The following is a 14,172-nucleotide window of genomic DNA, read 5'->3' as shown; positions in this document are numbered from 1 at the left end:
GGTTGTCGATGATGCGGAGCGGAGAGAGCATGAGCGCGGGCACCTCGCCGGAGAGCGTCGTCCAGGCCCTGCGGACCACGCTGGTGGACAACGAGCGGCTGCGGCGGGAGAACGAGCGGCTGGTCGCCGAGGCCGGGGAGCCGGTGGCGATCGTGTCGATGGCGTGCCGGTTGCCCGGCGGCGTCACCGACCCGGAGTCGCTGTGGGAGCTGGTGCGCGAGGGGCGGGACGCCATCGGGCCGTTCCCGACCGACCGGGGCTGGGACCTGGCGTCGCTGTTCGACGACGACCCGGACACCACCGGGACCTCGTACGTGCGGGAGGGCGGGTTCCTGGCGCGGGCGGGTGGGTTCGACGCGCCGTTCTTCGGCATCTCCCCCCGCGAGGCGCTGGCGATGGACCCGCAGCAGCGGCTGCTGCTGGAGGTGGCCTGGGAGGCGGTGGAGCGGGCCGGGATGGACCCGCGCGCGCTGGAGGGCCGGGACGTCGCGGTGTTCGCGGGCGGCAACCCGCAGGGCTACGGCGGCGGTCCCGGTGACGCCCCGGAGGGGCTGGAGGGGTTCCTCGGGGTCAACGCGTCGTCGTCGGTGATCTCCGGGCGGGTCTCCTACGCGCTCGGGCTGACCGGCCCGGCCGTCACCGTGGACACGGCGTGCTCGTCGTCGCTGGTGGCGATCCACCTGGCGGTGCGGTCGCTGCGCTCGCGGGAGTGCTCGATGGCGCTGGCGGGCGGGGTGACCGTGATGGGGCAGCCGACCGCGTTCGTGGAGTTCTCGCGGCAGCGCGGGCTGGCCCCGGACGGGCGGTGCAAGTCGTTCGGCGACGGCGCGGACGGCACGGCGTGGGCCGAGGGCGTCGGCGTGCTGCTGCTGGAGCGGCTCTCGGACGCGCGGAGGAACGGGCACGAGGTGCTGGCGGTGATCCCCGGCTCGGCGGTGAACCAGGACGGGGCGTCGAACGGCCTGACCGCGCCCAACGGGCCGTCCCAGGAGCGGGTGATCCGGGCGGCGCTGGCCGACGCCGGGGTCGGCCTGGCGGACGTGGACCTGCTGGAGGCGCACGGCACCGGCACCAGGCTGGGCGACCCGATCGAGGCGCGGGCGCTGCTGAACACCTACGGCCGGGGCAGGCCGGGTGAGCGACCGCTGTGGCTGGGGTCGGTGAAGTCGAACCTGGGGCACGCCCAGTCGGCGTCCGGGGTGGCGGGCGTGATCAAGGTGGTGCAGGCGATCCGGCACGGCGTGCTGCCGCGCACGCTGCACGCCGAGCAGCCGAGTTCCCACGTGGACTGGGCGGCCGGGGCGGTGGAGCTGCTGGCGCGCGAGCGGGAGTGGCCGGAGACCGGGCGGGCCCGGCGGGGCGCGGTGTCGTCGTTCGGGGTGAGCGGCACGAACGCGCACGTGATCGTGGAGCAGGCGCCGGAGGCGGTCACGGCCGGGACCTCGGCGGTGGCCGGGCAGGCCGCAGCGGGGGCGGCGAACGGGCGGATCACGGGATCGGCGGCGGCCGGACGAGCCGCGCCCGAGTCGGCGAGCGGGCGGGCCACCGGGTCTGCGGCGGCATCCGGGCGAACCGCGCCCGGTTCCGCAGCCAACCCCACGCCCACGTCGGCGGCGGCGGCCTCCGCATCAGCCTCCGCGTCGGCCCCCGTGCCAGTGGCCGGTGTCGAACCCGGACCCGTCGCCACCGGCGGGGTCGTGCCGTGGGTGCTGTCCGGGCGGACCGCCGCCGCGCTGGCCGCCCAGGCGGCCCGGTTGCGCGCGCACCTCGCCGCGCACCCGGCGGCCCGCCCGGTGGACGTGGCCTGGTCGCTGGCCACGACCCGCTCGGTGCTGGAGCACCGGGCCGTCGTGCCCGCCACCTCCCTGGACGAGGCGCTGGCCGGGTTGGACGCGCTGGCCTCGGGCCGCGCGGACCGGTCGGTGGTCGTCGGCGAGGCGGCGCCCGGCCGGGTGGCGGTGCTGTTCACCGGGCAGGGCAGCCAGCGGGCCGGTGCGGGGCGCGAGCTGCGGGAGCGGTTCCCGGTGTTCGCGCGGGCGTTCGACGCCGCGTGCGCCGCCGTGGGCGAGCTGCCGACCGGTGACGGCGGGACGATCCCGCTCGCCGACGTGGCGCTCGCCGACCCCGGCACGCCCGCCGCCGCGCTGCTCGACCGGACCGCGTTCACCCAGCCCGCCCTGTTCGCGCTGGAGGTCGCGCTGTTCCGGCTGGTGGAGTCCTGGGGCGTGCGCCCGGCGGCGCTGGCCGGGCACTCGGTCGGCGAGATCGCCGCCGCGCACGTGGCCGGGGTGCTCTCCCTGGCCGACGCCGCCGCGCTGGTGCGCGCCAGGGGCGGGCTGATGCAGGAGCTGCCAGGGGGCGGCGCGATGGTGGCGGTGGAGGCGGCCGAGGACGAGGTCGTGCCGCTGCTCGGGGACGGGGTGTCGCTGGCCGCCGTCAACGGGCCGACCTCGGTGGTGCTCTCCGGCGACGAGGAGGCCGTCACCGCCGTCGCCGCGCGGCTGGCGCGGCGGGGCAGGCGCACCAGGAGGCTCGCCGTCTCGCACGCCTTCCACTCGCACCGCGTGGACCCGGCGCTGGCCGACTTCCGCGCCGTGGCCGAGAAGCTCGCCTGCTCCGCCCCCGCGATCCCGGTCGTCTCCACCCTCACCGGCCGCCCGGTCACCCCCGACGAGCTGCGCTCCCCCGACTACTGGGTGCGGCACGCGCGCGGCGCCGTCCGGTTCCTGGACGCCGTGCGGGCGCTGGGGGACGCGGGCGCGCGCACGTTCCTGGAGCTGGGCCCGGAGGGCGTGCTCACGGCGGCGGGCGCGGACTGCCTGCCGGACGCGGTGTTCGCGGCGACCCTGCGCGCCGACGTGCCCGAGGCGCGGGCCGTGCTGGCCGGGGTCGCCGGGCTGCACGTGCGCGGCGCGACGGTCGACTGGGGGGCGCTGTTCGCGGGGACGGGCGCGCGGCGGGTCGGGCTGCCGACCTACGCGTTCCAGCACGAGGACCACTGGCTGGTGCGCCGCGCCACCGCCGCCGACGTGGGCGCGGTCGGCCTGCGCGAGGCCGGGCACCCGCTGCTGGGCGCCGTCGTCGCGCTGCCGGAGACCGGCGGGGTGCAGCTGAGCGGCCGGTTGTCGGCGGCGGCGCAGCCGTGGCTGGCCGAGCACGTGGTGTCCGGGACCGCGCTGGTGCCCGGCGCGGCCCTGGTGGAGCTGGCGGTGCGGGCGGGCGACGAGACCGGCACGCCCGTGCTGGAGGAGCTGGTGATCGGCCGCCCGATGCCGCTGCCGGACGGGGCCGCGCTGAGCGTGCAGGTCGTCGTCGGCGCGGACGAGGGCGGGCGGCGGTCGGTGCGCGTCTACTCGCGCGCGGACGGTGCGGTGGACTGGGTCGAGCACGCGGCGGGCGCGCTGACCGCGCCGGAGGCCGCGCCGACCGGCGAGGCCGGACCGTGGCCGCCGGAGAACGCCGAACCCGTGGACGTGGCGGGGTTCTACGACGTTCTCGCCGAGGGCGGCTACGCCTACGGCCCGCTGTTCCGGGGCCTGACGGCGGCGTGGCGCGGCGACGGCGAGGCGTGGGCGGAGGTGGCGCTGCCCGGTGACGCGACCGGGTTCGGCATCCACCCCGCCCTGCTCGACGCCGCGCTGCACACCGCGCACTTCTGCCTGCCCACCGGGACCGGGCGGCGGGCCGGGCTGCTGCCGTTCGCCTGGACCGGCGTGCGGCTGCACGCGAGCGGCGCGACGACCGTGCGGGCGCACGCCCGCGCCACCGGCGGCGACGGCGACGGCGTGACCGTGCGCCTGCTCGACGGCGCGGGCAGGCCGGTCGCGGACGTGGCCGCCCTGACGTTCCGGGCCGCCGCCGACGTCCCGGCCGGCGAGGTCCCGGACGCGCTGTGGGCGGTGGAGTGGACCGAGCACCCGCTGCCCGCGCCCCCCGAGACCGGGGCCCTCGCGACTGCGGACTCCACGACCGAGGACTCCACGACCGCGCCCCTCACGACCGCGGCCTCGGCGACCGCACCCCCGACGACCGCGGTTTCCACGACCGCAGCCGCCGCGCAGGCGACCTTCGCCACCGCGGCCTCGGCGACCGCGCACCCCACGACCGCAGCCGCCACGCCCGCAGCCGCCACACCCGACACCACCCCGGCGACCGACACCCGTGCGACAGGCGCGATCGGGACCACCACAGGCGTGGTGGTCGTGGACACGCGTGCCGTGCCCGCCCCCGACGACGCGCCAGGTCGCGCCCGCGCGCTGACCGCCCACGTGCTCGCCGCCCTCCAGCGGCACGCCGACGACGACCGCCCGGTCGTGGTCGTCACCTCGGGGGCGGTCGCCGTGCACACCGACGGCGAGGTCACCGATCCCGCTTCCGCCGCCGTGTGGGGCCTGGTGCGGGCGGCGCAGGTCGAGCAGCCCGACCGGATCCGGCTGGTCGACGTCGAACCCGGCGTCGACCCCGTGCTCACCTCCCCCGAGCCGCAGCTGGCGCTGCGCGGCGGGACCGCGCACGTGCCCCGGCTGACCCGCGCGCGCCGCGCCCTCCCCGCGCCGAGCGCGACGGCGTGGCAGCTCGGCTCCACCCGTTCTGGTGTCCTGGACGCCCTCGCCCTGCTCCCGGACGACTCCGGCTCCGCCCCGCTCGCCCCCGGCGAGGTGCGGATCGAGGTCCGCGCGGCGGGACTGAACTTCCGGGACGTCCTGGTGGCGCTGGGCGTGCACCCCGGTCGCGCGGTGATCGGCGCGGAGGGCGCGGGCGTGGTCGTGGAGGTCGGCCCCGACGCGGGCGACCTGGCGGTGGGCGACCGGGTGATGGGCCTGTTCCCCGGCGCGTTCGGCCCGCTGGCCGTCGCCGATCACCGCATGGTCGTCCGGATGCCGCGCGGCTGGTCGTTCACCACCGGCGCGGGCGTGCCGATCGCGTTCCTCACCGCCCTCTACGGGCTGCGCGACCTCGGCGGCCTGTCCGCCGGGGAGACCGTGCTCGTGCACGCGGCGGCGGGCGGCGTCGGCATGGCGGCCGTGCAGCTCGCGCGGGCGTTCGGGGCCGAGGTGCTGGGCACCGCGCACCCGGCCAAGCACGCCGCCGTGACCCGCCTGGGCGTCGCCGCGTCCCACCTGTCCTCCAGCCGCGACACCGCCTACGCCGACCTGTTCGGCCCGGTGGACGTGGTGCTGAACTCGCTGACCGGCGAGCACGTCGACGCCTCGCTGGGGCTGCTGCGCTCGGGCGGCCGGTTCCTGGAGATGGGCAAGACCGACCTGCGCGCCGCCGACGAGGTCGCGCGGGCGCGCCCCGGCGTCCACTACCGCCCGTTCGACCTGGGCGGCGAGGCCCCCGCCGAGCGCGTCGCCGAGCTGCTGGCCGAGCTGGTCGAGCTGTTCGAGGCGGGCCGCGTCCACCCGCTGCCCACCACCGCGTGGGAGATCACCCGCGCGCCGGAGGCGTTCGGCTGGATGAGCAGGGGCAGGCACGTGGGCAAGATCGTGCTGACGATCCCGCGCCGCCCCGACCCGGACGGCACGGTGCTGATCACCGGTGGCGCCGGCTCGCTCGGCGCGGTCGCGGCCCGGCACCTGGTCGCCGCGCACGGGGCCAGGAACCTGCTGCTCGCGTCGCGCCGGGGCGAGGAGGCCCCCGGCGCGCCCGAGCTGGCGGCCGAACTCCGCGCGCTGGGCGCGGACGTGCGGGTCGCGGCGTGCGACGTCGCCGACCGGGACGCCCTCGCCGCGCTGCTCGCCACGATCCCCGCCGGGCGCCCGCTCACCGCCGTCGTGCACGCGGCGGGCGTGCTCGACGACGGCGTGCTCGCCGCGCAGACCCCCGAGCGCCTGGACTCGGTGTTCCGCCCCAAGGTCGACGCCGTCGCGAACCTGCACGAGCTGACCGACGACCCTGCCCTGTTCGCGGTGTACTCGTCGGCCTCGGGCGTGCTCGGCGGCGCGGGCCAGACCAACTACGCCGCCGCGAACGCCTGGCTGGACGGCCTGGCCCACGTCCGGCGCGCGGCGGGCCTGCCCGCGACCTCGCTGGCCTGGGGCCTGTGGGCGCGGGACGACGGCATGGCGGGCGGACGGGCGGGCCGGGGCGCCATCGCGCCGCTGTCCGCGACCGAGGGCATGGCGCTGTTCGACGCGGCGGTGGCGTCGGGTCGCGCGGTCCTGGCCCCGATCCTGCTCGACCCGGCCGCGCTCACCTCGGGTGGCGCGCAGCCGCCCGCCCTGCTGCGCGGCCTCGCCCGGCCCACCCGCCGCACCGCCGTCGCGGCCACCACCGACGACGGGCTGGTGGGCAGGCTCGCCGCGCTCGACGGCCCCGGCAGGCAGCGGCTCCTGGTGGAGCTGGTGCGCGAGCAGGCCGCCGCCGTGCTGGGCTTCGCCACCCCGGACGCGGTGTCGCCGGGCCGGGCGTTCCGGGACCTGGGGTTCGACTCGCTGACGGCCGTGGAGCTGCGCAACCGGCTCGCCGCCGCCACCGGGCTCACGCTGCCCGCGACCACGGTGTTCGACCACCCGACGCCCCTGGACGCGGCGGCCCACCTGCTCGACGCGCTGGGCGTCGCCCCCGCGCAGGCCGCACCGGTCACCCCGGTCGCGCCGCCCGCCGGGGAGGACGACCCGATCGCGGTCGTCGGCATGGGCTGCAGGCTGCCCGGCGGCGTGGCCTCCCCCGAGGACCTGTGGCGGCTGCTCGACGGCGGCGTCGACGCGATCGGCCCGTTCCCGGACGACCGGGGCTGGGACCTGGCGTCGCTGTTCGACGACGACCCGGACGCGGTGGGCAAGTCCTACGTGCGCGAGGGCGGGTTCCTGGCGGGCGCGGGCGGGTTCGACGCCGCGTTCTTCGGCATCTCCCCCCACGAGGCGCTCGCGATGGACCCGCAGCAGCGGCTGCTGCTGGAGGTCGCCTGGGAGACCGTGGAGCGGGCCGGGATCGACCCGACCTCGTTGCGCGGCGCGGACGTCGGCGTGTTCGCGGGCGCGGGATCGCAGAACTACGGCAGCGGCCCCGGCCCGGTCCCCGACGGCCTGGAGGGCTACCTGGGCGTGGGCGGCGCGACCAGCGTGGTGTCCGGCCGGGTCTCCTACGTGCTCGGCCTGACCGGTCCGGCGCTGACCGTCGACACCGCGTGCTCGTCGTCGCTGGTGGCGGTCCACCTGGCGGTGCGGTCGCTGCGCTCGGGCGAGTGCTCGATGGCGCTGGCGGGCGGGGTCGCGGTGATGGGCGAGCCGGGCGCGTTCGTGGAGTTCTCCCGGCAGCGCGGGCTGGCCCCGGACGGGCGGTGCAAGTCGTTCGGCGCGGAGGCGGACGGCACGACGTGGGCCGAGGGCGCGGGGCTGGTGCTGCTGGAGCGGTTGTCGCGGGCTCGGGCGCGCGGGCACGAGGTGCTGGCGGTGCTGCGCGGGTCGGCGGTGAACCAGGACGGGGCGTCGAACGGCCTGACCGCGCCGAACGGCCCGTCCCAGGAGCGGGTGATCAGGGCGGCGCTGGCGGACGCGCGGCTCACCCCGGACGGGGTGGACGCGGTGGAGGCGCACGGCACCGGCACCACGCTCGGCGACCCGATCGAGGCGCAGGCCGTGCTCGCCGCCTACGGGCAGGACCGCGAGCAGCCGCTGTGGCTGGGGTCGCTGAAGTCGAACATCGGGCACGCGCAGGCGGCGGCGGGCGTGGCGAGCGTGATCAAGTCCGTGCTGGCGCTGGGCCGGGGCGTGCTGCCCCGCTCCCTGCACGCCGCCAACCCGACCCCGCAGGTGGACTGGTCCTCGGGGGCGGTGGAGCTGCTGGCGCGGGCGCGGGAGTGGCCGGAGACCGGGCGTCCGCGCCGGATCGGGGTGTCCTCGTTCGGGGTGAGCGGCACCAACGCGCACGTGGTCCTGGAGCAGGCCCCCGACCCGGAACCCGCCGGGGAGTCCACGCCTGGGCCGGAGTCCGCTCCGCCGCTGACCGGCGCCACGCCGTGGCTGCTGTCCGCCCGCTCCCCGGAGGCGCTGGCGGACCAGGCCGCCCGGCTGGTGGACGCCGTGCCCGCCGAGTGGCGGGCCGCCGACGTCGGCTGGTCGCTGGCCACCACGCGGGCCGCGCTGGAGCAGCGGGCCGTGGTCGTGGCGCGGGACACCGCGCACGGGCTCGCCGCCGCCTCGGCGCTGGCCGCCGGGCGGCCCGACCCGCACGTGGTCACCGGGACCGCCGACGTGGACGGCCGGACCGCGTTCGTCTTCCCCGGCCAGGGCGCGCAGTGGGCGGGCATGGGCCGCGAGCTCCTGGACGCCTCGCCCGTGTTCGCCGAACGCCTGCGCGAGTGCGCGGCGGCCCTGCGCCCGCACACCGACTGGGACCTGGTCGAGGTGGTCACCTCGGGCGGCGCGCTGGACGACGTGGACGTCGTGCAGCCCACCAGCTGGGCGATCATGGTGTCGCTGGCCGCGCTGTGGCGCTCGCTCGGCGTCCACCCAGACGCGGTGATCGGGCACTCGCAGGGCGAGATCGCCGCCGCCACCGTCGCGGGCTGGCTCAGCCTCCAGGACGGCGCGAAGATCGTCGCGCTCCGCAGCCGGCTGATCGACGAGCACCTGACCGGGCTCGGCGGCATGATGTCCGTCGCCCTGCCCGCCGAGGACGTCGACCTGACCGGCTACCGGGGGCGGCTGTGGATCGCCGCCCACAACGGCCCCACCGCGACCGTGGTCGCCGGGGACGCCGACGCCCTGGCGGAACTGCGGGACGCGCTGGAGGGCGAGGCCCGCACCCGCGTGATCCCCGTCGACTACGCCAGCCACACCGGGCGCGTCGACGCCATCCGCGACCAGCTCGGCCGGGTGCTCGCCGACGTCACCCCGCAGCCCGGTGACATCCCCTGGCTGTCCACCGTCACCGGCGAGTGGATCACCCCCGGCGACGGCGCCCCCGGCTACTGGTTCGACAACCTGCGCCGCACCGTCCACTTCGCCGACGGGATCACCACCCTGCTCGACACCGGGCACCGGGCCTTCGTCGAGGTCTCCACGCACCCGGTGCTCACCCCGGCCGTGCAGGAGGCCGCCGAGGCGAACCCGGCGCTGCGCACCGTCGCCGTGGGTACCCTGCGCCGCGACGACGGCGGCGCGGAGCGGGTGGTGGCGGGCCTGGCCGAGCTGCTGGCGCGCGGCGTGGCCGTGGACCCGGCGGCGGTGTTCCCGAACGCCCGCCGGGTGGCGCTGCCGACGTTCGCGTTCCGGCACGAGACGTTCTGGCTCTCGCGGGCGCTGCCCGACGCGCGGCAGGCGCCGCAGGGCGGGCACCCGCTGGCCCCGGTGGTGGTGAGCGATCCGGGCACGGGCGGGGTGATCCTGTCCGGCCGGATCTCCACCGCCACCCACCCGTGGCTGCTCGACCACGCCGTCGCGGGCGCGGTGCTGCTGCCCGGCGCGGCGCTGGCTGAGCTGGCGGTGCGGGCAGGCGACGAGACCGGGACGCCCACCCTGGAGGAGCTGGTGATCGGCAGGCCGGTGGTGCTGCCCGAGGACGGGGAGCTGCGGCTCCAGGTGGTCGTGGGCGCCGAGGACGGGGCGCGCCGCGAGGTGCGCGCCTACTCCCGCGCCGACGACGCCGCGCCGTGGACCGAGCACGCGAGCGGCACGCTGTCGGCGAAGTCCTCGCTGCCCGCCGACGTCCCGGCCGCGCCGTGGCCCCCGGTGGGCGCGGAACCGATCGCGCTGGACGGGTTCTACGAGTCGATGGCGCAGGCCGGGTACGGGTACGGGCCCGCGTTCCGGGGACTGCGCGCGGCCTGGCGGGACGGGGACGACGTGGTCGCCGAGGTGGCCGTCCCGCAGGCGCAGGCCGAGGTGGCGAGCCGGTTCGGCATCCACCCGGCGCTGCTGGACGCCGCCCTGCACGCCGGGAACTTCTGCTTCCCGGCCCAGGACGGCGAGCGGGCCACGATGCTGCCGTTCAGCTGGAACGACGTGCGGCTGCACGCCACCGGCGCGACGTCGGTGCGGGTGCGGGCCCGCGCGGCGGGCGGCCCTGGCGCGCCCGCGCTGACCGTGGCGATCACCGATCCGAGCGGGGTGCCGGTGGCCGGGGTGGGCGCGCTCGGGATGCGCGCGGTCAGCCCCGAGCAGCTGGGCGCGCCGGTCACCGGCGGTGGCGCGCTGCGGGTGCTGGAGTGGGCGGGGGCTGCGGTCGAGCCCGCCGACCGGTGGGCCGTGCTCGGCTCCGGGCGGCACCCGGACGTGGACGCCTACGCGGCCGACCCCGACCGGCCGGAGGTGCTGCTGGTCGACGTGGCCGCGTGGCTGGACGGGGACGGCGCGGTCGCCCGCGCCCACGCACTGACCAGCGCGGCGCTCGCGCTGGTCCAGGACTGGGTGACCCGCGCGGACCTCGGCGGTGAGCGGCTGGTGCTGGTCACGACCGGGGCCGAGGACGTGCGCGACACCGCGCCCCGCGACCCGGCGCAGGCCGCCGTGTGGGGCCTGGTGCGGTCGGCCCGCTCGGAGCACCCGGACCGGCTGGCGCTGGTGGACGCCGACGACCGGGAACCGGCGACGCTGGCCCTGGCGGCGGGCGGGGCGGCCCCGGAGCTCGTGCTGCGCGGTGGTCGGGCGCACGCGCCGAGGCTGGCGCAGGCCACCCACGGCGAACCCGTGGCACTGGCCGCGGGGGGCACGGCGCTGATCACCGGCGGCACCGGTGCGCTGGGCGCGCTCGCCGCCCGGCGCCTGATCACCCGGCACGGCGTGCGGCACGTGGTGCTGGCCAGCCGCCGGGGACCGGACGCCCCCGGCGCGGCGGAGCTGGCCGAGGAGCTGCGCGGGCTGGGCGCGGACGTGCGGGTCGCGGCGTGCGACGCGACCGACCGGGACGCCCTCGCCGCGCTGCTCGCGTCGATCCCCGCCGGGCATCCGCTCACCGCCGTCGTGCACGCGGCGGGCGCGCTGGACGACGCCCTGGTCACCGACCTGACGCCGGAGCGGCTGTCCGCCGTGCTGGCCCCGAAGGTCGACGCGCTGGTGAACCTGGACGAGCTGGTCGGGGACGGGCCCGAGGTGTTCGCGGTCTACTCGTCGGCGTCGGGCGTGCTCGGCACGGCCGGTCAGTCCGCGTACGCGGCGGCCAACACGTTCGCGGACGCGCTGGTGCGCCGACGCCGCGCCGAGGGCCGCGCGGGCGTGTCGCTGGCGTGGGGCCTGTGGGCCGACACGAGCGAGCTGACCGGCGACCTGGCAGGCGACCGGCTGGCCCGCACCCGCCGGGGCGGGCTGGTGCCGCTGACCGCCGCCGAGGGCATGGCGCTGTTCGACGCGGGCGCGGTGACCGCGGGCGGCCCGGCGCTGGTGGTGCCGCTGGCGCTGGACCCGGTGGCGCTGCGGGCCTCCGCGCGCGACGAGTCGGTGCCCGCGCTGCTGCGCGCGCTCGTCCCGGCCGCGCGGCGCTCGCTCTCCCCCACCGCCGCGCGGGCGCCCGAGGCCGGGCTGCGGGCGCGCCTCGCCGGGCTGTCCGACGAGGAGCAGGAGGCGGTGCTCACCGAGCTGGTCCGCGACCTGGCCGCCGCCGTGCTCGGGCACGGCGGGAAGGGCGCGGTGGGCCCGGACGACGCGTTCTTCGAGATCGGCTTCGACTCCATGACGGCCGTGCAGCTGCGGAACCGGCTGAACGCGGCGACCGGGTTGCGGCTGCCCGCCGCGCTGCTGTTCGACCAGCCGACGCCCGCGATCGCCGCCGAGGCGCTGCGCGAGCGGCTGGGCGCAGGGCGGCAGGGCGCAGGGCAATCAGGCGCGGGGCGGTCCGCCGACCCGACCGACGAGAGGTGAGCACCAGCATGATCGACGTGGCCGAGTACCTGCGGCGCATCGGCGTGGAGGGCGGCGCGCCGCGCCCGACGCTGGAGTCGTTGCGGGCGCTGCACAAGCGGCACCTGATGGCCGTGCCGTACGACAACGGCGGCGCGGCCGACCGGTTGCCGCCGAACCGGGGGCTGGCGGAGATCCCGCTGTCGGCGGTGTTCGCGCGCGTGGTGACCGCCCGCAACGGCGGGGTCTGCTACGAGCTCAACCGGCTCTTCCACGCCCTGCTGACCGAACTGGGCTACGAGGTGCTGATGGTCGCGGCGGCGATCCGGCTGGCCGACGACCGGTTCGGCCCGGACGAGGAGCACTCGTTCAACCTGGTGCGCCTGGACGGGCGGACCTGGCTGGTGGACGTGGGGTTCGTCGGCCCGTCCTACCTGGAGCCGCTGGAGCTGTCGGACACCGAGCAGGAGCAGCACGGCTGCGCCTACCGGGTCGTGGAGCGCGGCGACGCGCACGTGGTGGAGCGCAGGCCAGGGGACGGGGCGTGGCGGGCGGTGTACCGGTTCCGGCCGGGGCGCGCGGACCGGGACGGCTGGGAGGCGGTGCGGTTGGACGGGCTGGACGACTACGCGCAGGACTCGGTGCTGGCGGGCACCACGTTCCGGGGCAGGGCGGTGGAGAACGGGCAGCACGTGCTGATCGGGCGCCGCTACTCCACCGTGCTGGACGGGGTGGAGAGCACGCGGGTGCTGGTGGAGAAGGACGAGTTCGCTCGCGTCACCGCGTCGATCCTGGCCAGGGGGTGAGGGGCGTGTCCGGTGGCGGGGTCGAGCACGACGTGGTGGTCGTCGGCCACGGGCCGGTGGGGCAGCTGCTGTCGGTGCTGCTGGCCCAGCGCGGGTGGCGGGTGCTGGTGCTGGAGCGCTGGCCGACGCCGTTCCGGCTGCCGCGCGCGGTCGGGTTCGACAGCGAGGCGACCCGCGTGCTGGCCTCGGCCGGGCTCGGACCGGCGCTCGCGGAGTTCGGGGAGCCCGCGGGCGACTACGAGTGGCGCACCGCGTCCGGGGAGACGCTGATCGCGTTCACCGTCCAGGAGGAGGGGCACTGCGGGTGGCCCGAGGCGACCTCGGCCTACCAGCCCGCGCTGGAGGACGCGCTGATCGCGCGCGGCGAGGCGCTGCCGGGCGTTGAGGTGCGGCGCGGCTGGGAGGTGACCGGGCTGACCGACCGGGGCGACCACGTGCGGGTGGTGGCCACCGACCCCGGCGGGGCGCGCGTGAAGCTGACCGCGCGGTTCGCGGTGGGCTGCGACGGGGCGAACAGCGTGGTGCGGGCCCGCACCGGCGCCGACGTGACCGACCTGGGCTTCTCGCACGACTGGCTGGTGTGCGACGTGCGGCTGCGCGACCGGCGCGCGTTCACGCCCAACAACCTCCAGGTGTGCGACCCGGCCCGGCCGCGCACCGCCGTGTCGGCAGGGCCGGGGCACCGGCGGTACGAGTTCATGCGGGTGCCCGGCGACGACCCGGAGCGGTTCGGCACGCCGGAGAAGGCGTGGGAGCTGCTGGCGCTGTTCGGCGTCGGGCCGGGGGACGGGGTGCTGGACCGGCTGGCCGTGTACACGTTCCAGGCGCGGTGGGCGCGGCGGTGGCGGGCGGGCCGGATGCTGCTCGCGGGGGACGCCGCGCACCTGATGCCGCCGTTCGCCGGGCAGGGCATGACCTCGGGGTTCCGGGACGCGGCGAACCTGGCGTGGAAGCTGGACCTGGTGCTGCGCGGCGAGGCCGGGTCGGCGCTGCTGGACAGCTACGCGCTGGAGCGCGGGGAGCACGTGCGGCACGCGGTGACGATCTCGGTGGGGCTGGGGCGGGTGGTGTGCGTGGCCGACCCGGAGGCGGCGGCGGACCGGGACGCGGCGATGCTGGCGGCGCGCGAGCGCGAGCTGACGCCCGGCGCGTCCGCCCGGCTGGTGCTCAAGCCGCTGGCGGACGGGGTGCTGCACCGGGGTCCCGGCGGCTCCCCCGCACCGCACGCGGGTGACGTTGGCCCGCAGTGGCGGGTGGGGCGCGGCGGGCGGGTCGGGCTGTTCGACGACGTGGTGGGGACCGGGTTCGCGCTGCTCACCAGGGGCGGGCTGGTGGCGGGGCCGGGGGTGCGGGAGCGGCTGGACGGGCTGGCCACGCGGTACGCGCACCTGGTTCCGGCGGGCGCGGCGCAGGACGGGCCGGACGACGTGGTGGACGTGAGCGGGAACTACCTGAAGTGGTTGGAGGAGCTGGGCGCGGCGGCGGTGCTGCTGCGGCCGGACTTCTACGTGTTCGGCGCGGCCGGGGACGCGGCGGGGTTGGAAGGGCTGGTGGCGGACCTGCGCGCCCAGCTGGCGTGACCCGCG

General features: G+C 78.0%; 3 protein-coding genes. All 3 read left to right on the top strand.

From position 1 onward, the window contains the following. Positions 1-2: 2 nt before the first annotated feature. From LV78_RS28415 to mhpA, 3 genes are read left to right on the top strand one after another with little or no spacing between them, the layout of a single operon-like run. Positions 3-11,801 (top strand): SDR family NAD(P)-dependent oxidoreductase, encoded by an 11,799-nt coding sequence (locus LV78_RS28415; RefSeq protein ID WP_344621287.1) that lies wholly within the window; start codon positions 3-5, stop codon positions 11,799-11,801. After that, positions 11,798-12,586 (top strand): arylamine N-acetyltransferase family protein, encoded by a 789-nt coding sequence (locus LV78_RS28410; protein WP_253848735.1) that lies wholly within the window; start codon positions 11,798-11,800, stop codon positions 12,584-12,586. The genes LV78_RS28415 and LV78_RS28410 overlap by 4 nt, the downstream gene beginning before the upstream one ends. Continuing rightward, positions 12,583-14,166: a bifunctional 3-(3-hydroxy-phenyl)propionate/3-hydroxycinnamic acid hydroxylase MhpA gene (gene mhpA, locus LV78_RS28405; RefSeq protein ID WP_372495004.1), complete on the top strand. Its 1,584-nt coding sequence runs from the start codon at positions 12,583-12,585 to the stop codon at positions 14,164-14,166. The genes LV78_RS28410 and mhpA overlap by 4 nt, the downstream gene beginning before the upstream one ends. The last annotated feature ends 6 nt before the right edge of the window (positions 14,167-14,172 follow it).

Origin of the sequence: Actinosynnema pretiosum (assembly GCF_024171695.1) — a bacterium.
Classification (GTDB): Bacteria; Actinomycetota; Actinomycetes; order Mycobacteriales; family Pseudonocardiaceae; genus Actinosynnema; species Actinosynnema pretiosum.
The sequence above is the reverse complement of the archived record's forward strand: the minus strand, read 5'-3'. Positions and strand labels throughout refer to the sequence as shown.